Here is a 21051-nt window from a genome sequence, read left to right on the forward strand (position 1 = left end):
CCTTGTTTGGTTAACTCAGAGATAAATGACCACTCACTTTATTATGCAAGTGTCAATTCAAGTTCGTCCCGGTACAATTATAGCTTCTCTTTAGGAATGCCCTTCGGCTGTTTATCCTGTTTCTCTCGCGCTTTCTGCGCGTCTTTGCTTTCCTTTTGCTTCCTACTTTTGCATCTGTCTTTTCTTCCACCTTTGTCACCCTAGAGCGACCCCTTTCGGAAAGGTTCATTGCACATTACGTACATCTTGTTACACCGATTTAGAGGAAAGATCCTTCCATACATTACATCTAATTGACAGGTTCGTGGGGGTAGATCGACTGGCGCTTCTGAAAGGACAGTATGTCGGGTTTTTGAATTACACCCGCGTCGATATTTATTGCCCGTCGTATGGTCTCAATCTCCTGCCACCTCTCACGTCCCGCGACCACATCCGGCAGATGCACGATGAGAGCGGCGGAAATAGATCGAGAGGCGCTTTCCCAGAGATAGCTTGGTGTATGATCCACCGCATAGTAATCTGCCTGTCCTATCTTAAACATTGGGTCCCTAAACGTAGTTGGCTTGGCAAAATAGAATCCCATCCCCTCATCGCAACTGACATCAATGATCAAGCAACCTGGCTTGAGGCAGGATTTCTCATCTTCAGACACAAATAGGGTGGGATGATCGGGATCCTGCATAGTTCCGTTCACAATAATATCCGATCGGCTGATCAGATCAAGTAACGGCCTCTCACTACCATTGTGCTCAATGACCAAAATACGCGCTTCCCCTCCTCTCCCTCTTCTAATCCGGACATAATGGCAATCGAGCACCTCCTCCCGTACTTCGTGATCTGGGCGTAGAATGCAGATTGTGATGTCTCTAAACCCACGTGCCTTTAGAGCGTATATCGCACCACGGCTTACGGCGCCGAAACTAAAAATGATCGTTTTGCGTTGGTTTCCGTAGTGCCCGTCAATGCCTCTTAATTGCAGGGCATGTAATACCGCAGCGTAGCCAGCGATTTCGTTGTTCTTATAAAATGTGTGACGGCCAACCTGTCCGTTTGGCCCCCAAACAAACATATCCTCAAAGGCGATGAGTGTTTGTTTACGATCGATCGCAGTCTGAGTGATATCCGACTGTTGAACGCAATGTGGCCAGCCCCAAAGAACTCCGCCCTCGCGAAGTTCCTGCAAATCGGATAACACTGGCTTGGGAATGATAACTCTTCCAATGTCGGCCAACAATTTCCGACGTGTAGCAATGCCACCTGCCAGAGCCGCTATCTCCGAATCACCGATACCGAGCGGCTCCCCATACCCCTCCTCAAATATCAATTGACGGCGCACATGTTCGGGTAAGCGCAATAGATGCTCAGGGTGGATTGGGAGTCGTCGCTCATTTTCTTTTTTAGAGATGCCAACGACTCCAAACGTACAGTTTCTCATTTCATTTCTCTTTCGCTTAAGTAGACAGGGCGTCTAATCCAGTGGTACAGTCAACCATTTACCGGCAGTCACTCGGCCAGCCTTACTTAGTAAGACAACCTCTATTTGCTGCAGTACAGTTCGGCTTTCCACGTTTGCAACTATGTCATTTTAGGTGCAGATGTAAATCGGCCAAAGGAGTGGTTTTGGATCTAGCTCCTTTGACGTAGGCGTCGAGATCACGGCGAATCAGCGCACGTGGATCGCAGTCGGACTAGTTCTTCAGGTTCAGACATTCACGCCGCTTTCTTTGACATTTAGAGCATAGCCGCCAAGCTTCTCGCCGTTCAGTTGCGTGATCGCCCGCGAAGCCTGACTGTCGAACGGCATTTCAACAAAGCAGAAGCCAAATGGATCGCCCTCAGGTGGTTGCTTGCCCATACTGATCTTGCTGACTTTGCCGTGCCGCGCGAACGCCTTGCGAAGTTGCCATTCCGTTGTCTTTGGCGATAAATTACCGACGTATAGATTCATATCTGTCTCGGTTCATCTTTTTAGGGTTTAACATATCGACACCAGCCGTACTCGTATTCCTGCACATGGAACAGTTCTACGTCATCTTGCCGCCAGACAATAGCTGTTGGTGCCATATCTCACCGAATTCAATTGCAGTATGTGCTTGTGAAGATCAAGTTCGGGGGAGAGCAAGCTTGGGATGAACTTCATCGCATTCCGAGTTGAATCGGTGCCGAAGTGAGCAGTGTGCGCTCCCTCGTCCGACCATTCCTCAAGGAGTGTAAACTCGGTTGAGTCGCACCCGTTTTCCATGATTTCGCATGATATACATCCCTGCTCATGTCGAGTCAGCCTGGCCAAATTAAGTAGGCGCTGACGAAGTTCGTTAGCCTTCTCAGGAAGACCCCGGATATGTGCAACAACACCATAACTGCGCCTCTCTTTTCTTAACAAAATGTCCTCTGTAATCGTTTCTGCTTTGCGTTACCGGCTCTCGCGCGAATTGCTCTTCTACGAAGCACAATCACAGCACCGCCGAAAAAGCCGGGGATGGATGCAAGGATCATCCATGCTAATAGTGACATACTTGTTTCCTTTCCAAGAGGCGATAGGGATTCCGAGTACTGTCGTTGAGTGGTGAAGGTGACCGGGCTTTGGTCTGGAACCTTTCGTAGCCAGGTTGGCTGAGGTTAGCTTTGACCAAAAGCCACGCTCCTTTATCCTCCTTGTATTTGCAGCAGACTTCCACTAAGCTCCTTGCCCTGCAAGCTAACAATAGCTGCCAAACCCTGTTTTCTGGACAACATTTCGACGAACCCCGAGGCTCGGGGCCGTCCTTCAACAGTGTATGTGCTGATCGTGACATCTTTCACCTCACCGAATTCCTCAAAACATCCAAGGAGTTCTGAGCAAAGAGTTTCAGGCGACAGATTCCGGATATAAATGTTCATAGCACACCTATCCTTTCATTCGTATTAGCAACTTGCTCGTGAACGGCTCTAGTCGGGGCTTTTCTATAGCGTTGCGGCCCTATTGATCACACAGGTTTAGTCCGGTTCGATTGGCTCGACACTGCCGTACATCTCACAAGATATCGGGGGAGCCCGGTATAAACCGGACTCCTTCGATTCGGAACGACCGTTCTGTCTAGTTACTGGAGGACGAGTTGTCCCTGGCCGCATTCACCTTCAACGGGTTCCCGGCCAGATCCTTGCCGTGCAGACCAGTGATGGCCTTCTGTGCATGGTCGTCTGAGGACATCTCAACGAAAGCGAATCCCTTCGACTTGCCGCTGTCCTTGTCCATTACGATGCTCGTCGAGTCCACTGTTCCGAATGCTTCGAATGACTCACGAAGCTGCGGCTCGGTTGTCTCATGAGCGAGGTTTCCTACATAGATCTTCATTACAAACTCCTTTTGTGTCTATCTGTTCGCATTTGCAAATGCGCCACAGACAACGTTCATTTGGCGCGTAATAGCGCCATAGTTATCTTTTCAAAAGTTCGTCAAGGATTGAGGTGCCAGAACAAGGCTTGAAAAACGGTCAATTGGATAACACCAATTCTATAACAGTATACGCAGATAAACGCAAAACGCCTAAACTATTTTGGCATATGCCGAACTAGACACAGAACTGTTCTTACGGATATCAGCGAAACGTCTGTGGCGCATGCTCTTCTGGAGCATTTTTTCGGGCCCTTTGTGCTTGACGTTTTGCCATTGTCTTTATATTTTTTTGGTGAGTTTGAGCTATAAATCACTTCGGAGATCAGACAGTGGCCAAGATTCGAGTGCTCTTGATAGAAGATAATCGCCTTCTGCGTGAAGGCATTACTGCCATGCTCAATGAACAGCCGGATATAAAGGCCGTTTCAGCGACGGGCAATGGTGATGCCTTGGAAAAAGCCAAGAAGATCAAGCCCCAGGTTGTACTGCTTGATCTGGGCCTGAGGAGCCAGAACAGTATTCGAGTCGCGGAGGCGATCAAGAGAAAACATCCGAAGGCCGAGATCGTGGTGATGGATCTTATGCCGGTGCAGTCTGAAGTCGTCGAATTCGTCAAAGCGGGAGTGTCCGGTTTCATCCTCAAGGATGCCACCATCGATGACTTTCTGCACACCATACGGTCGGTGGCTGAAGGCAAAAAGGTACTTCCACCGTCGCTGACAGGATCACTGTTCTCTCACATTGTGGAGTACGCCGTTCAAAGCGGCAAAGCAGACCGTTTTATGAAGGCGGTCAAGCTGACCAAGCGGGAGCATGAGGTTGTGGACCTTATCGCAAGGGGAATGAGTAACAAGGAAATCGCCAGAGAGCTGAATATTGCAGTACATACCGTTAAGAGCCATGTTCACAACACTCTGGAGAAACTGGCTCTTCACACCCGTTTGGAATTGGCCAGCTTTGCCCTCACTGAGGGAATGGTGAGATCTTCAGGCAGACGTCCCTCCAAAGACTCCGATTAGTTAATCAATCCAAGGGACTAATCCTCTTTTCAATCCTTCGGCCGATTGTACAGTTTCATAAACAAGCTATACTGTAACTGAGACTTTATCGCGTGGATCGGCGCATGGAGGGGAGCGCCGATCCAGGCGATATATCTGACCTGTAGCCGGATGTCTCAGGATAGTATGTGCCCTCGGGTCGCAAAACACTGTCTGCACTGTAATCAACGAGGAGAGGACAGAGTTTCGATAGGCTGCGCGGCAGCGTGACCCGGAGGTTGAGTATAAGCAAAAACAACTGGGAAAGAGTGGATTCATGGACACCATAACAAAGCGATCAGGACTCAAAGAGGAGTTTCGTTCGGCCAAGATCGAGAACTCGATGAGGAACGCCGGCATCACTGAGGAAACGGCTCAAAAAGTGGCCGGTAACATCAGTCATCACGAAGGCATAAGCACGTCGGAGGTTCGGAATCGCGTTATCGGCGGCATTAAGAACCACGAGCCGCAGGCCGCCAAACAGTACGAATCGCACCCGAAAAAGACTCACAAGATTTGAAGCGGCGCCCCTATAGGGCAGAATGAGCTGGGTCATGCTGACAGTGAAATCGGCACAACGAAAACGGTTTGAAGAGGATACCTTTCCTCACCTTGAGGCAGTGTGGAGAAGCGCCAAGTGGCTTACTATGCGCCGAAGCTACGCTGAGGATCTGGTGTTCAAGACGATGACAAGGGCCTATCACTCGTGGAGCGGCCCCGGTGACATAGTCGGCAGCAAAGCGCGGTTATTCCGATCCCTGGTTAGGGAGTTCCGCAAAGGTGGCAATCGAAAGCACACAATCTTCCGGTTTCTTGATGAGAACGGCAGGGCCACGCAGGGTACCGACGACCGCGGTCAGCAATACAGAGTTCCATCAATCGACCGCGAGGGACTTTCGCTGTTAGCCAGGATCTCCGACAGATCTGTAAAAGGAGCAATAGCCCGTCTCAGACCGGAGTCCCGGCTGATTATGATTCTGTTGTTTCGTGAACGGTTCTCGCATGCGGAAATTGCATACATAACCGATCTCCGGGTGGAATCGGTCAAATCGAAACTCGGCCGGCTTCGCCGACTGATTCCGCAATACATATTACACTCGCTGCAGCGTGGCCACATTTCCGCAGCCGAAACAGACAACAATCCAATGTTCCAACTGCAAACGGGCTCAGTTGACTCAGAGCATAAGTTCAGCTCCTGGGGTCTTCCCGACTCGAACTCTTCTGACCATATCACCAGGGCCGCTGCCGATAGTTGGGAGAACGAGGGCGGAGCGCTTATTGGTCGGCTCGGAGGATGACATTCATGCGCAAGCTCTCCATTGGCATAATTGATCTCGTGGCCAAAGCTCCGACAAAAACCTTGTGGATGCGCGTAATGGGAGCGAACCTGGCCAGTATTATGCCGCAGGCTGTAGCGATCTGGTGTGAAGAGCAGGGCCATGAAGTTACGCTGGTCACATATACTGGCCGAGAAGACCTCCTCAATGAACTGCCGGGCAAAGTGGATATGGTTTTCATCGGATCTTTCACCGAATCGGCGCTGCTTGCGTACGCTCTCAGTAGCCTGTTCAGGGCTAAAGGCACAGTTACTGTACTTGGCGGGCCTCATGCACGGTGCTACCCGCAGGACGCTCAGAAGTACTTCGATTATGTCTTGGGATTCACCGACAGGACACTGATCCAGGAAATCACAGGAGATTGTTCCCCGCATCGCCCTCACGGTTTACACCTGTCAGCAAGCGGGCATCCTGTACAAATGCCCAGTGTAAGAGCGCGCTGGAAGTACATTGAACAGACGTTGAGGAAAGCACCGTTTATCAAGTTGATCCCACTCTTGAGCAGTTTGGGTTGTCCGTATGCCTGTGACTTCTGTATTGACTCATCAGTTCCATACCAACCGTTGGACGTTGAAACGATGAAGGAAGATCTGCGTTTTTTACTCGGCAAGTTCAAGCGACCTCGGGTGGCGTGGCACGATCCAAGTTTTGGCGTTCAGTTTGACAACTGTCTGGATGCGATTGAAGAGGCTGTTCCGCCTGGGAGCGTTGATTTCATTGCTGAGTCCACATTGTCGTTGCTTTCGGAGAAGCACATTCTGCGCCTCAAACACAACGGATTCAAGGCACTCTTGCCCGGCATAGAGTCGTGGTTTGATCTCGGCAATAAATCCAGGGCGGGCAAAACCATGGGATCGGACAGGGTTCTGAGAATATCTGAACAAATCAACATGATTCTGAGACATGTTCCTTATGTGCAAACCAACCATATTGTGGGTCTTGACGGTGATGAGGGACCGGAGCCCTTCGAACTGACCAAGCGTTTCCTGGATATTACGCCCGGGGCGTTCCCCGCCTACTCTTTACTGTCAGCATTCGGGCAGGCGGCACCGCTTAATCTGACTTTTCAGCGGGACAATAGAGTCCTCCCATTTCCCTTTCATCTACTCAGTAACAGTCAGATGAATGTAAGGCCCCGGCATTACTCTTGGCCGGAGTTTTACGATCGTCTGATTGATCTGACTAAGTACTCGTTTTCTCCTCGCATGATACTCAAGCGTCTCTTGGCCAATAGGGAGATGATTCCGAAGTGGTTAAACGTTGTGCGAGCAGTTTCATCGGAAGGCGCCGGTCGGATCCGATACTTCACCGAAATACGTCGGCTATTAGATACGGACCGATCGCTCCGACGGTTCTTCGAGCAGGAGACGACTGATGTTCCTCAGTACTTCATTGAGAAGATTCGTCGCGACCTCGGACACTTCTGGGAATGGTTACCGGAAGGGGCCATCACTCACGACCCCAATGCCTATCTTGTGTCACAGCAGAAGAAGTGTTCCTTCTGCATCACTTCAGATACCGGAGCAGCCTGAAACTAACTACATCCTCCAGAGTATCGTCCACGTCGCAACCTTCCAGATAAAAGGCACTGAGACAAACCGGAGGTTACTCTCCTCTGAAACCGTCCCGGTCCCGTGCAGTACGCGGGTGGGTAGCTGGCTTTTGGTACACCTTGCGGTAGTGGTTGCCACCTTCGCGATTGCCGGTCAGGACGTTGTTGCTTTCGGCGCGTGGTTTCGCTTCGTCGACAGTCAGTGTGCGTCCATTAAGCTCATGACCTTTGAGGCCGGCCACGGCAGCTTTAGCTTCGTCCGTGCCAGGCATCTCGACAAAAGCAAACCCCTTCGCTTTACCGCTGTCACGGTCTGTAATCATCCTGACAGATGAGACCTCCCCGAATCCCTCGAAGGCTTGGCGTAACTGATCTTCTGTCGTATCAAACGCCATGTTTCCGATGTAGATGTTCATTCTACACTCCTTTGTAGCTCATTCCAAAGATCTGAGTTCCACAGAAGACAGACGCTTCAAAACAAAGACATATTGCGCAGGATTGCGCGATCAATTCGAGATAATCTCTAGCGGGGTGTTGTGGTTTAAGACAAGACTACGAAAAAGGTCGAACTCAAATCAATACTAACTACTCATTATAACCTATCTCTCGACAGAAGTCTCCAATTATATTGTCAAATAGGTTACTCAATTCCGTGTGTTTGTACAATATTCCGATGATTGCGCCAGTCAGACGCCCGCTTCAATAGGGCGCAAGTCAATGTCCGACAGCGTGCGGCAAGACATTAATCGGATCGAGAGCAGTGGTGGTGATTTGCAGCAAGACAGGCGAGCCGAAGGAAGTTGAGTTCTAAGCCTCACTATTCCACATTATTTGTCTGCACGTGTCGAATCATCATCCAATTGACGGTTTGAGCTCTGGGTGTCATAAGTTATCAGACGGGCACCACGATTACGAGTGAAGAAGTTCCACGCCCATTGAATGAAGACCACGAGCCGATTGTCGTATTCAACGAGGTACATCAAGTGGACAAAAAGCCAGAGCAGCCAGGCAGGGTAACCAGAGAAGCGTGCCCACCCGAGATCGGCGATCGCCGCCGCCCGCCCGATTACAGCCATCTGACCTGCGTTTCTATACCGATATGGTCTGACTGTTTGGCCATTGAGCTTGCGCGTTATCTGTGAGGCCACATAGCGACCCTGCGACATGGCGACTGGTGCCGTGCCGGGAAGGGGAGACTCGGTATCATCTTCTACGTGGGCGAGATCACCGATAACGTATACGTTTTCATGGTTGGGGAGGCTCAAGTCGGGATTTACGAGCACTCGGCCTGTCTTGTCCAACATGTTTTCATTAGAAACCAACAGTTCCCCGACTGGTGAGGGCTTGATACCTGCTGCCCACAATACATTGCGGGAATCAATACAGTAAGTTCGCCCGGCCTCACTGACCGTCACACCTTCTTCATCTATTGCCTTCGCAAAGACTCCTGTGCGAACGCTCACACCCAATTTGCTAAGGGACTTTACAGCCGCAGCTTGCAGTTTCTCATCATAACCGGCAAGGATACCTTCGCCGGCCTCCAAGATAATAACCTGTGTATCAGCAGCATTGATGGATCGGAAATTGTCTTTGAGAGTGATTTGGGCGATTTCACCAAGGGCACCGGCTAACTCAACACCGGTAGACCCACCGCCAATAATTACAAAGGTGGTCAGTCGTGTCCGTTCATCAGAATCGGCTTCGTTCTCGGCTTTCTCAAACGCCGAGTAAATGCGGTTCCGAATCCGAAGAGCATCCTCAATAGTCTTGAGTCCGGGCGCAACTCCTCTCCATTGATCGTTGCCATAGTAGTGGTTTTCCGAACCTGTGGCTACAATGACGCTGTCGTAATTCAACTGGCCGTCCCGCAATAGGACACGCTGCCCCTCGAAATCGATCCCGATCATTTCTCCAAGTTTCACAGACACGTTTCGTTGATGCGCCAAGACACCCCGCAAGGGCGATGCAATATCTGCCGGAGACAATCCGCCGGTAGCTACTTGATAGAGCAATGGCTGGAACAAGTGGAAGGTGCGTTTATCAACCAGTGTGATCTCCACATCGGACCGCCGGAGAGAACGGGTAGCCCACAGACCGCCAAAACCACCCCCAACTACTACCACACGATGTTTGCTTCGATTCTTCGGCAATTCAATCTCCTCGGCACTCATCAACTGATTCAGTCAATGACATCTACTAAGAAAGCCCATAACGTTTAAGATTCCACTACAATTGTAAACAGCTTCGTTCCGAGGCATGTTTCCAACTGGCCATGAATCGCAGGCTATTGAATAACCAACTCATCTCGATGAGACTCGAATTCAGCGTGCATCATGCAAAGTTTGGTTCTGTCCCTGAGGTTCAGGTCGACCTACGCGGTCCGCGGTTAGTCTCCGTACGTTAGGTCTTTCTGATGAGCTTGCGAGAGCCTGTCTCACATCCCGCGAAGCTGATTCCGCGTCATTATGAGAGAGTCAGGATTCTGTTTCTTGCTGTAAGGCCTGGTGGATCAGGGATCTGAATTCTCCATTCTGGGAAGGAACGCGAGATTATCTCGCTGACCACCGACAGGACTAACTCGTTGTTCAGCAACAACTGCTACGTAGTCTACGAGACGAGTTCCGCGGCTGGGTGATCGAGAATTCGGCGACGTAACTCGCTACAAGACCGTGGCGGAGGGGCCACGCGACCACGGCTCAGTGGTTTACCAGGCAATGTTCTCCAATGCAATACGTAACTGACCGGCAGTCTTGAATCTCTTCCGGATCAGAGTGTGTTTGCGCCCCATCACGATCCTCCGTATTTCATCCCCCGCCCTGGTGTAGCCGGACTGTCCGCCGATCAGTTCGTACAGTAATGACACGAGGTCAATAACATCATACTGCATCTTCTCACGAGTGGGCCGTCCCAGATCGAAGAAATCCAGCAGACGTACCTGGAAGGTCAGCCCGACCCGCTTAACCAGAATGTTGTCTGAATGGATATCGCCGTGATACTCTCCAAGGAAATGAATCGGCTCCATACCGACAGCCATTGAGTGGAGTAGATGAAGCGCCTCAAAGGGTGCCAGACGCTTACGAGGTTGCCGTTCAAGGAATGCCGAAAGCATCTCGCCACCGCCGAGATCGGAAACCAGAATCTCGACCTGCTCACGTCCTACCCTGGCCATGTCTCGATGATGGTATTGGGTAATGATGGGACAGTGTCTTAACTTGTGGAGCTTCTTCGCATACCGCTTGAGTTGCCTGTCGGTCAGCCGTCGACCTTCGTAGAAGACCTTGGCGGCACGCAGAATGCCGGTGCGACGTTCTTCGACTTTGTACACCTCGCCCTCCCAGCCACTGCCGAGAAACTCCACTACAAAGTAATTCCGACCGAGGGTCATTCCGGGGCGCAGATCGAAATACGGCTCAGGCTTGTTAGTCATGTTACGCTCCTACACCACTGCTGGAAGGCACTCAGCACACAATGCCTCTTGTCCTCATCGGGCATGAACGACGCCCGCGACAACTCCAACTGCATCCACGGCAGCTCCGCAGCGTGTGAACGAATGATATGTCCCCCTTTGAACGGGTCGTTGATAGATACGTCGCATTGTAATGATTCCCTCAGACAGTCAACCATAGACTCCAACCACTCCTGTGAACAGGTGCCGTCACCATTGCTGAGGCAGATCGGAGGACGCTGGACTCCAGCGTCGGTGCAGATCGGCGGCGCCTCTGCGGCCATAGTATGACAATCGATGCCGAGAATGACATCACTACTGAGGCGGTTAAGTTCTTGGTGGTATGGTCGGTAGTAATGATCAAGGAGGAAAGCGATCTGTTCTTCTGCCAGAGGCTCCCGGTAGATAGGAACCTTGTAGATGGTTTCCGTCTTAACTATACCATCACTGGCCCGGTCATTTTCCGGGCGATTCATATCAACAAAGGCACGGGCGATTTCGGTCGTCACCAGGGACGTGACCTCATCGGCAATCGCGAAAATCTCTCCGGCACCTTCATCACCATCCTCTACTATCTGTTCCGGTGTCAGCAGGTTGATCTCTTTCAGCTCGGCCGGAATATCCAGTCCGGCATGGGGAACGGATATGAGCAGCGGCAGACTCACGGTCGGGGTCCTCCTGCGGCACCGTCGCGGCGGGGATCGGCAACGCCGATATAGTCGCTTCCCTCACGCAGTATGAGTTGCACGCAACCCATGTAGAACGAGTAGGGGTCCCGAATGTCGATCTCGAAGCCGTGGTCTTCCAGGTATTCCGGGATGTCACTACGCATGCGGGAGGCTTCCAGGGAGATTTTACCGCCGATGGAGCAGTAAAGGCGCGGGGCATTCACCGCTTCCAGCGGCGACTGATTTCGCAGCCTGAGAAGCACCTGGAGAATCGACGCCGTGATGCGCTCGCTGCCGGGTGATCCGATTACGAGCCAGGGAACGCGCCCCTGAAACACTATTGTGGGGGCGACGCTGGCCCATGGCACGGCGGCGGGGCGAAGGTGGTAAGGATGCGACATATCTTCGTGGTCGAAAGCCATTAGGTAGTTGTTATACAAGAACCCAAGGTCCTCAGCGGCGCAGCACGAGCCGAATACACGTTCAATAGACTGCGTCAGACTCACCGCATTGCCGAATCTGTCCATGACCGACAGATGCGTGGTCTCTCCGGCCGTGCGAATCCGTTTGGCTATTCGCTTACCGTAGTCCGGGCTGAGCATCTTATGGTCCGATACTTGCGCGTAGTAGTTCGGATCGTAAGGCCGATCACGGCGATCTCTATAGGCCTGACGCATGACTCTGGCCACCGCCAATACGGACCGCGGTGTGTCGAGCCGCAGCATCTTTTTGGGCAATTGGCTGACGATATTGAGCATCTCAATCAGAGTGCGGCCGGCGCCTGGGGGAGGCATAGTCATTACTCTTTTGCCCTCCCACCAACAGGCGACCGGCCGTCTTTCAATCGGCGGCTGAACCTGCGCCAGGTCATCGCGCCTGATCAGCCCTTTGTTATTGACCATATCCCGGTGGATCGCTCTGGCAATCTTGCCCGTGTAGAAGTCATCGACACCTCGCCGGGCTAACCTCTTGAGGCAGTCAGCCAATGCCGGTTGCTTGAATCGCTCACCGACACGATAGGGATCGCGTCCTTTCTTGAGAAAATGTCGGGACGCTGTTCCTTGCCTGAGAAACTTCAGTTCACGCCTGGTCAAGGCATTCAGCAGCGCAGAGACTTCAAAGCCGTCTTCAGCAAGCTTGATAGCCGGTTCGATGACCCGAGGCCAGGGAAGGGTTCCGTACCGGTCAAGAGCATAAGCCAAAACGCGAGGCGTGGTCGGCACTGTCGCGGCTTTGTACCCTCTTCGTCGTTCCTCTTTCGGTATAGAACCAGGTATGGCCCGATGAGGAGCGAATGACGAACCATCGAAGACGAACGTTTTCTTGGTTTTGGCCCGGTGCACTATGAGGGCGGTCTGTCCGCCAAGTCCGCACGCCGCAGGTTCGCAGACACACAGTGCAAGCGCAGCCGCCACAGCGGCATCCACGGCGTTGCCATTCTCGGCCAGCATCTGCACACCAGCCTCGGTGGCCAGGTAGTGTTGCGTGGAGACCATCCCGTACTTCGACAAGGCGTACCTCTGCGGCTTCCTGATTCTCGGAGATGAAAGCTCCAACGTATCCGAATCAACGTCTGTTCGTGACCTGGGCGTCATTTCCCTTTGTTCCTTACTTGGCCCGACAGGTACTGCGCCAGCAGCAGTGTTCGCTGCATCAGACTGAGTCTGAGCACGGCTTCCTGCGGCGTATCAACATCTCGCGCCACCGGTCCGAGGCCGCAGACTACGGCTTTCGATGACGGAACCAATCCGGCCACTGACGGGGAGAGTGACGACTCACGCTCCAACGGAATCTCCCACTCGTCGGCCACAGCTTGCAGCTCACTAAAGAGCTGACGGTTTCTCTTGGTCCGCTTCATGGCTGGTCGATCTGAGAGCAGTTCCAGACTGCACTGAAACTCCTTCGTCTTTATTATCTCGCGCATTTGCGTTTCGACCGCATCAGCTTTAGTAATGTCAAGAAAACTGACCAGTATGGTTGAGGTCGTTCGATGAGGCAGAGACTCAGGGTATGACTCCGTACCCAGATCGCCGGTCGCCACGGCCACCCTACTTTCCTTGGAGGTTAGCTTGGCGAATTCGTCGAGGCAGAAAGTGGTCCACCTTAACACGCCGCGTTTCCGGTAGACTTTTCCCAGTCGGCGCGGTTCACCCACGACGGTGAATCGGTACTTCCTCCGTCCGCGGCGTTGCGTAACAACGCTGCTTTCGAGATTACCCGGACGCAGAACGAGGACCTTCGCGGCACGGGCAACGGCGTTCTCTACTATCTTGTGGCTGTAGCGGTAATCGCGGCCTTCATCGGTATAGTAAAGAAGGGCCATCGGCACGTTCTGAAGTCGTCTTATGCTTCGCAGGGCGCGCAAGGCGAACTGCATACACACCAGTGGGGCCCTTGAGGACGCGATACCTTCGCCGTAGAGCCACTCGGGATCGCGGCGAAACATGACTGCAGGCGCACTCAGGGGTGTCGGAACATCCAGATGCCCAACCAAAAGTATACCCTTGTCAAGTCCGGCTTTTGACTGCCATGTCCAGACCGCTCGCTCATCGGTGAGGTCTGGATCAGGTGTCAGAGCCATTTCCTCACAGAATTTCGACAGTCGGCGCACCGAATCCGCCAGGCCCGTAGGATCGGAGGTCCGGCTGGACACTTGCGTCCATGCTTGAAGACGCTTCTCGATTTGGTCACGCCGCTGTACCAGGTAGGAAGTAAGTCTCTGACCGATGTTCTTAGTCGGCTTGACCATGGTCGGTGGACTGGGTGTACCGAAGTACCTGGCCGAAGCCACATCAACCAGCCGACACACGAGAGCACCAAAATCCAGCCCGGCTTCTGCCGCCGCTATCGTGTAGGAGCCATGCTCTCCCATGCTTGGCAGGCTGTTTATCTCCAGCACATAGAGGTTACCCTCACCATCAAGACGCATGTCGACCCGAGCGCAGTCATAACAGCCGAGAGCAGAGAAGGCCTTCTGTGCAATCTCCTTAGCAGTTTCAAGCACATCGGGATCAAGTTTCGGAGGACATTCCCAACTTATTTCTCTGCCCGACTCGCGCATCTTGTCTTCCATTGTATAGATGGCGGGGCCAGTATCGCCGAATAATAACTCAACCGGCGGCAGGGTTTCCGGCGGGTTGTTTCCCAGTAGACCGATGTTGATCTCACGCCCCTCAACGTACTGCTCAACCAGCACCGACTGTCTGAACTCGTCGAAGATGGCTGTAACGCCTTCGCGCAGCTCAGCTTCATTCTTAACCACTCTAAGACCGAACGAAACCGCTTCATTCTTCGGTTTCACTATCATTGGGAACGGCAACTCAGGCAAATCCGAGTCGGGAGTCTGCATAACATTATACTCGGGTGTGGGGACGCCATTCTGCTGGAAGATCATTTTGGCTACAACCTTGTCCAGTGCCAGAGAGTGCGCCAGCGGGCCAGACCCGACGTAAGGAACACCGACCATCTCCAGAATACTTGGCACGTGCGTGTAGCGCGCCTGACCCTGAATGCCGTAGGATACATTGAAGACGAGGCCGGGCAACTCCCCTTTGACGACGCGCGGCATGAACTGCTCCAGGTTGTCCACGAGGTCCTTATCTCCCTCGATAGCTCGAACTTGGTGGCCACCTTTGCGAAGACCGGCGGCGATGCGGTCGATGGTCTTCATGCCGATCTTCTCCTGATTCGGCATTCCGAACAGATTGATCACACGTTTGCTGTCACGGTTGTAGACGATGGCTACTTTCATTCACTGTGCCTTCCAACAGAACGGTTTCCCGGGGCTCAAACTGTCCAACCTCACTATACAACTGAGATAAATATACAGGAGCGTGCCTGTTATTTGAAAGCGAAATCGCCCTCCCTACGCGGCCTGGAAGCTCAAGACCTTTGCCTTGACTCCGGTTCTCGTTCACGCTAATATTCGGACTGTAGCACTGATGAACGGCATCGTGGGAGTTTTTGTGGCGAAAAAAGGGAAAATACCTTTACTACCATTGCACTGGTATGAAGCCCGGTGGATGTGATCTCGTGTTTGTCAAAGACGCAACTGTTGTCGAACAGTTTGCGGACAGGTTGGGACCGTTAGTTCTCACCAATTCACAGGCCGACAGAATCCTTAGTGGATTAGCCAAGAGACAGAACAAAAGTCTAACGACGGTAGCCGAAGAAGAAAAGCGAATAGATCTGCGGCTCGGACAAATCAACAAGTGGTCGGAGCAAGCGTACTATGACAAGCTTGATGGAACGATCTCAGCCGAACATTGGGCTACTCTACCGCATAAGTGGGATACTGAACGCATTCAACTTCAGGCTCAATTGAACACGCTACAAAGCGACAATGCGAACATCCTACCGACAGCCCAGAGAATCTTGGAACTTGCGCAAGAGCTTCCGGCCCTATGGGATAGGCAGAGTCCGTTCGAAAAACGAAAACTGGTTGATTTGCTATATTCGAACTGCCAGCTGGACGGTGCAAGTCTAAGTGCCACATACAGAAAACCCTTCAGTTTCATCGCTGAAGGGGCTCAATCTCAACAAAAGCGGGGTTGACGAGACTCGAACTCGCGGCCTTCCCGACCAAGGTCGGGACGTTTTAACCACCTGAACTACTATTTACCACAGTTGTCCGTCGCCAGTCCATGGCGTACACAATCCCTTGTAGGCCACCTATTCAGAAGTGCTGGCCCCGAGCTTGATCAACTGTTTCAGTCTATCCTTGTTCTTCCACTTCTTCAGTTGACTTTCTCGCATCATCGCCTCTGAACGCGTATTGAATTCCTCGGTATGGACCACCTTCCATGGCCGGGCTGACTTTGTCGACAGTGAGCGACCCTGGTTGTGTCGCTTGATCCGATTCTTCAGGTCGCCTGTTACTCCTATGTAGAGTCTGTCGATTGCTTCGCTTTGCAGGATGTAAAGATAGTAACTCATTTGACCGATTGGTTGGGCACATTCCTTTGGGACTTACCACAGCCTGCATCACTCATTTCGTAACAACCTCATTTGCTGATACAAAAACATCCCGGTAATTACCGGGGCAGTATAAAATGGCGGGGTGTAACTGACAGGATTGGGACCTTTCTGTTATGGTATACCCTCTGTTAGTTTTGTCATATTCAGACAGGTACTATAGGGAAATGACTCCAAGGACAGCAATCTACAGAGTCATCAACTAGACTATTCTACAACTCCGAATTTGTGATGATCCGAAATAACCCAATGGTCCTCTCTCGGTGGACTCGTGAATTCGCCTAACGATATGTCCCAATTATATCTGCTGCACTTGATACTATATTCTCCACTCTTGGCTTGAATGTGATACGTATTGAAACTACGTTGTTTCTTTGTGGGACCTGCGGTTTTGGATGCAGCTCCAGCCATTACGTGGTAAAACGGTCGAGTACTGAGATTCTGCCCGGTTTTTTCAATGCTCTTTGCTATTTCTATTAATCTTTCTCTTTCATCACGGCTGAACGCGGCGTCAAGCCTCTGCTGAATATCTTCAAGTTCGTTCTTTCCCAAACTGTCCTCCCTATCAATCCCGTGTTGAGTAAGGAGCTTGAAGACGTTTTTCTCAAATCTACTTGGATCAGCTAAACCGTTCTTGAATTCCTCAATCAGATCGTGAACAAAGCTACCGTCATCTACCCCAGATGCCCGATTGCGTTTCAATACTGTGGCAGTTATGATATTATAAAGGGAAGTGAGTGATCTCTTTCTGAAGATTCCGCGTTTACTTCTGATTTGTTTTGGATACATTTGAATGCCTAAGATTCTTCTGAAGATATTCAATAAGTGCCGATTCTTGCCGTTTTTTGACAATTTCTCACCATATGTCGTTGGCGTAATGTCCGAATGATGCTTGTGCCCGCATAGAAACATGTCAATGTCACAGGAGAAAAGATCCGTAAATGCTGCCTCAGAATGGCCCAGGTGTAACAGTCTCTCTTTTTTCGCACCGGCTGGCTCAAACAGGTAATGATGTGCTGCTACTATTTTCAGGCTAGTCGCAAATACTCTGGATGGGATAAACTCCCCGGCGTGGTTTGGAACCTCTAGCTTTCCCTTCATTCCCAACTCAAACCAGGCCATTATTTGTTTTGATTGTTTACGGTTGAACTCGCCGCGAGCGACTTTGGAGATTGCTCTCTGAGCATTTAGTTTTACTCCGTGTTTTTCCTCTTTTGGATCTCCAATGTAGCACGTGTCCACATAGACTATGAATAGTGCCCTGTCGCCTTTTTGGATCCAATCATAGCGGCACGAGTTGTCGGGTGTAAACTGGTGGTGGTCAAAAACATCGTTATATTTTTCTAGGCCCCTTTGCCAGATCGATTTAGCCTTGCCTGTATCTGTAGTGTTGCAGAAGGCGTCATGATTCCCTGGGACGATTCCCAATTTATCAGGAGACAACCTGAGGCCAGTTGAAGTGCCATCACCAACTTCGAAATCGTCGAAGAGCCAACTGTGTGCTCTCAAAAGGCTTTCTTCATCACCCCAATTGGTGAGATCACCGGTTACTATCATTTTATCTAAGTTCGTCTTCTCAACAATTCTCTGGATGTTCTTGAGCTGTTCAATTGAGTGTGTGTGTTTCCCCCTATAGTGGGCTCCGTGAGAAAAGTGTAAATCTGAAATGTGTCCTAAGATGAACTCTTCTGACATTGAATTCTCCCTTATAGAATCACTGTGATTGTAAGTCGAACAGTCTGAAGTGGTATGTTAAGTAATCGACAAACAGATAGCTCAGAGAATACTCTGGGGTCTTGCCATGACTCAAATTGTTACCATCATAATGAGTTACGCTAAGATTCTCAGGATTTATGGCTATTGATCCGTTATCAAATTCAGCATGATGGCTTGGGCACAGTATGATGTTCTCTTCGGTTCCTTCATGTCCTCCACCTAGAGGGCGAATGTGATGCGCCTCAGCATAGTACTCCCCGTTCGGAAGCAGTATACATTTGCCACAAATCGCATATTTCCAATCGAAACGCCGCTTCATCCTTCGAGTGAGGTTCGTGTCGCGAATTTTGCGAGTAATCACTGTCTATACGGTTCCCCGGGGGAGAGGTGGGTTTCTCCAAAGCAAGATGTGCCCATTCGCGGTTCAGCCTGATTGCAGTTTAAAGTTAACCCCGGCGCTAACAGGGGACAAAAAATGGCGGGGTTGACGAGACTCGAACTCGCGGCCTCCTGCGTGACAGGCAGGCGTTCTAACCAACTGAACTACAACCCCGATCGTATCGGTAAGTATCGGCACGATTCTCTCAAGCAATTAACACAGAGCACACAGAAGAGTGTTAGGTCCGAATGGTGCAGGAAAGCAGTACCAAACACACAACGGTCACCCGGTTCCAGTTGCCCAATATATGGGCGGTACAAGATTCGAACTTGTGACCCCCTGCGTGTAAGGCAGGTGCTCTAACCAGCTGAGCTAACCGCCCAAATCATGCCGATCAATCTTGTCAAAGAACCCAGCCGCACTAAAAGCAACTGAATCACCACCGGAACCTACCCGGCTCCGAAGGCGTGATAGTATAATCAAATATCGTGAAAAAGCAAGAACTGTGATTTCAATTATCGACCAATGTGTAGCCGACAGAACAGCCTGTCCAATAGGTCCCGGATGGGGCGGGCCAGTGCCATCAGCCCTGCCGCCGCCTGGTCAGTGCCACAGCCACGGCCAGGAGGCCCGTCGCCACTATCGCCACCAGAATCCAAATACGGCTGGGATCAGTGACTTCTACGTCAAAACCAATTGCAAAAAAAGCAACCAAGCCACCAAGCAGCAAGACCAGACCGAGGATTATCAGTCCCAGGCGACCATCAAGCGAACTCACTGAGGACCGGTATGGATCGACCTCAAGATATTGATCTTGTGCACGTTTCTCCACCCGTCGCTTGAATCGGATACGGCAGTTATCGAATTTCTCAAGCAATTCCCAGCCCGCCTTGGCCTCCTGAGCACACAAGGTGCGAACAGCTTCCGGCTTTTTGAACTTACCGGTGCTGGAACGCACGATTTTGAATTCCCACTTGTCGAGATCGTCGGATTTATAGGTGGTCATCTTTTCCTCCTCGGCTCTGTCTTTGGCAGCTTTGGCCGCCGCCGCGGCGATGATTGCTGCATTGATCGGAACATAGGACATACCTTCTCCTCTGTTTGTTCTATATACGACCGAAATGGCCTGAGTATTCAAAAAGATGGGGTCATGCCGTGCCGGTGTTGATCCGGCATCCAGTCCCGGGTGCTGTTATGCGATTCGCATGACAGCCGGTCGGTTTGTGGGCTGGCGTCGGGCGGGGTCGCCACGAGACCACATGAGCGATGGCGGGTTCACGCCGCGGCGCGCAGGCGAAGACGGACCCGCCCTACTTCATGCTTCGACTGCGCTCAGCATGACACGGTCAAGCCGTGTTTCTCACCCTACGGGTCAGGGGTCTCGGCGGGTGGCCGTCTCAAGCCTTGCTTGGGACGGGAAACAATCAGAAAGTAACTACCCCCAACGCGGTTGAGGGTCCTACATGTCGAAACCTGCCTACGGCAGTCCTTCGGACCAGGGATTTCGACCTACAAGAACTGGCTCAGCGCCGACCGTTCGGCCTTTGCACAACGCCACAGACCCGATAGGCTTTAGCCGTCGGCTTACGGAAGGTGTGGCACTTGTAGAATCCTTTGACGTCGAATCCGACTTGTTCGAGCATCTCAATGATGCGTGCGTTGTCGTAAGCTCGTTCGACGTGCATTTCATCGAACCGGTCCCACATCTTTCCGACTTTGATAAAGCAAGTGGTCTCACACTCGGCGGCGTTCTTTTTTTCAAGGAAGTTGTTCCGCCATATCCAGGCAATGTCGTCCTGAGCACCGGCGTAGATTTGGCCACCCCACAAGATTCGAAGAGATGCTTCGGTGTTCATGTCAAAAATAAACCAGCCACCCGGTTCCAGATGCTCAAAGACTGAGCGGAAAGCAACTTTCAATTCGCGTGCATTCTTCAGGTAGTTCAACGAATCGTAGAAACAGGTCACCAGGTCAAAGCGACAAGTCGCTTTCCCGCGGCTATCGAGCAGCTTGAACTTTGGCAGGCTTTTTTGGTACAGTTTGATCTTGCGGCCTTTGAGTTTCTTCGCCGCCACGGCTAACATAGCCGCCGACTGATCCAGCCCCGATACGGTATACCCCCGGTCTGCGAATATCTCAAGGGCCGTACCGGTACCGCAACAGAGGTCCAGAATGTTTTTGGGTCGAATCTTGAATCGTTGGAATATCTTTTGGCAATACTCGGTCATCATGACCGAATGTTCATCGGCGCCCATCAGATCATAGACGCGGGCCAGTTGGCTGTATGGTTTGGAATTAGTGGACGGTTTCATGTACCCTTTCTTGACTATCAGCATTTTACGTCATTGCGAGCGAATCCGCGTTTCGCGGATGAGCGCGGCAATCTCATGCCTCGACTCCGCTCGCCCCTCGACTCCGCTCGGGGTGACACATGTGCAACAAATCGAGATTGCCGCGTCGCCCCCGCCTGTAGCGGGAGACTCCTCGCAATGACGCAGCCGAGGGTTAACGGACAAACCCTGCTGTGTATTGCTCTTCGACAAATTATGCACGATCACAGGAAAGGG

18 protein-coding genes and 2 tRNA genes are annotated in these 21051 nt (G+C 51.6%); 5 read left to right on the forward strand and 15 right to left on the reverse strand.

Annotated features, from left to right (window positions below):
• Positions 1-289: 289 nt before the first annotated feature.
• From OEV49_14810 to OEV49_14820, 3 genes are all read right to left on the reverse strand, one after another.
• Entirely contained in the window at positions 290-1435 is a 1146-nt protein-coding gene (locus OEV49_14810; protein ID MDH3892345.1) for a N(5)-(carboxyethyl)ornithine synthase, read from the reverse strand.
• Positions 1436-1702: 267 nt separating this feature from the next.
• The gene (locus tag OEV49_14815) at positions 1703-1948 is read right to left on the reverse strand and encodes an RNA-binding protein (GenBank protein ID MDH3892346.1); all 246 of its coding nucleotides are present in this window, start codon (positions 1946-1948) and stop codon (positions 1703-1705) included.
• Positions 1949-3076: 1128 nt separating this feature from the next.
• Complete coding sequence (locus tag OEV49_14820; GenBank protein ID MDH3892347.1) at positions 3077-3334, reverse strand: RNA-binding protein; 258 nt, start codon at positions 3332-3334, stop codon at positions 3077-3079.
• Positions 3335-3705: 371 nt separating this feature from the next.
• Between OEV49_14820 and OEV49_14825 the strand changes: the two genes are divergently transcribed.
• From OEV49_14825 to OEV49_14840, 4 genes are all read left to right on the forward strand, one after another.
• On the forward strand, positions 3706-4395 hold the full coding sequence (locus OEV49_14825) for a response regulator transcription factor (GenBank protein ID MDH3892348.1): 690 nt from the start codon (positions 3706-3708) through the stop codon (positions 4393-4395).
• 295 nt (positions 4396-4690) lie between these two features.
• A complete protein-coding gene (locus tag OEV49_14830) occupies positions 4691-4933 on the forward strand; it encodes an ATP cone domain-containing protein (GenBank protein MDH3892349.1) in 243 nt (80 codons plus the stop codon).
• Between the two features lie 34 nt (positions 4934-4967).
• Positions 4968-5711 (forward strand): hypothetical protein, encoded by a 744-nt coding sequence (locus OEV49_14835; protein ID MDH3892350.1) that lies wholly within the window; start codon positions 4968-4970, stop codon positions 5709-5711.
• A gap of 5 nt (positions 5712-5716) precedes the next feature.
• Positions 5717-7282, forward strand: a complete 1566-nt coding sequence (locus OEV49_14840; GenBank protein MDH3892351.1) for a radical SAM protein — start codon at positions 5717-5719, stop codon at positions 7280-7282.
• Positions 7283-7355: 73 nt separating this feature from the next.
• Here the strand turns inward: OEV49_14840 and OEV49_14845 are convergent, their stop codons facing one another.
• The 6 genes from OEV49_14845 to OEV49_14870 all read right to left on the reverse strand — a co-directional run bounded on the left by OEV49_14845 (position 7356) and on the right by OEV49_14870 (position 15166).
• On the reverse strand, positions 7356-7718 hold the full coding sequence (locus OEV49_14845; GenBank protein ID MDH3892352.1) for an RNA-binding protein: 363 nt from the start codon (positions 7716-7718) through the stop codon (positions 7356-7358).
• A gap of 411 nt (positions 7719-8129) precedes the next feature.
• Positions 8130-9452 (reverse strand): NAD(P)/FAD-dependent oxidoreductase, encoded by a 1323-nt coding sequence (locus OEV49_14850; protein ID MDH3892353.1) that lies wholly within the window; start codon positions 9450-9452, stop codon positions 8130-8132.
• 554 nt (positions 9453-10006) lie between these two features.
• Positions 10007-10729: a serine/threonine-protein kinase gene (locus OEV49_14855; GenBank protein MDH3892354.1), complete on the reverse strand. Its 723-nt coding sequence runs from the start codon at positions 10727-10729 to the stop codon at positions 10007-10009.
• On the reverse strand, positions 10726-11412 hold the full coding sequence (locus OEV49_14860; GenBank protein MDH3892355.1) for an N-formylglutamate amidohydrolase: 687 nt from the start codon (positions 11410-11412) through the stop codon (positions 10726-10728). The genes OEV49_14855 and OEV49_14860 overlap by 4 nt, the downstream gene beginning before the upstream one ends.
• On the reverse strand, positions 11409-12926 hold the full coding sequence (locus OEV49_14865; protein ID MDH3892356.1) for a gamma-glutamyltransferase: 1518 nt from the start codon (positions 12924-12926) through the stop codon (positions 11409-11411). Before OEV49_14865 ends, OEV49_14860 begins: the two co-directional genes overlap by 4 nt.
• A gap of 80 nt (positions 12927-13006) precedes the next feature.
• A complete protein-coding gene (locus OEV49_14870; protein MDH3892357.1) occupies positions 13007-15166 on the reverse strand; it encodes an ATP-grasp domain-containing protein in 2160 nt (719 codons plus the stop codon).
• A 281-nt stretch (positions 15167-15447) separates the two neighbouring features.
• Here OEV49_14870 and OEV49_14875 point away from each other — a divergent pair, with 281 nt between their 5' ends.
• Positions 15448-15969, forward strand: coding sequence for a hypothetical protein (locus OEV49_14875; protein MDH3892358.1), 522 nt, complete (start codon positions 15448-15450; stop codon positions 15967-15969).
• A gap of 117 nt (positions 15970-16086) precedes the next feature.
• On the opposite strand, the gene OEV49_14880 is transcribed toward OEV49_14875, so the two are convergent.
• From OEV49_14880 to OEV49_14905, 6 genes are all read right to left on the reverse strand, one after another.
• Positions 16087-16350, reverse strand: a complete 264-nt coding sequence (locus tag OEV49_14880) for a GIY-YIG nuclease family protein (GenBank protein ID MDH3892359.1) — start codon at positions 16348-16350, stop codon at positions 16087-16089.
• Between the two features lie 246 nt (positions 16351-16596).
• Positions 16597-18084: a metallophosphoesterase gene (locus OEV49_14885; protein MDH3892360.1), complete on the reverse strand. Its 1488-nt coding sequence runs from the start codon at positions 18082-18084 to the stop codon at positions 16597-16599.
• 497 nt (positions 18085-18581) lie between these two features.
• A tRNA-Asp gene (locus tag OEV49_14890) sits at positions 18582-18658 on the reverse strand.
• A gap of 134 nt (positions 18659-18792) precedes the next feature.
• Positions 18793-18866, reverse strand: a tRNA-Val gene (locus tag OEV49_14895).
• A 201-nt stretch (positions 18867-19067) separates the two neighbouring features.
• Positions 19068-19571, reverse strand: coding sequence for a hypothetical protein (locus OEV49_14900; protein ID MDH3892361.1), 504 nt, complete (start codon positions 19569-19571; stop codon positions 19068-19070).
• A 436-nt stretch (positions 19572-20007) separates the two neighbouring features.
• Complete coding sequence (locus tag OEV49_14905) at positions 20008-20820, reverse strand: class I SAM-dependent methyltransferase (protein ID MDH3892362.1); 813 nt, start codon at positions 20818-20820, stop codon at positions 20008-20010.
• Between the last annotated feature and the right edge of the window lie 231 nt (positions 20821-21051).

This window comes from Candidatus Zixiibacteriota bacterium, assembly GCA_029860345.1.
Taxonomy (GTDB): Bacteria; Zixibacteria; MSB-5A5; order GN15; family FEB-12; genus JAJRTA01.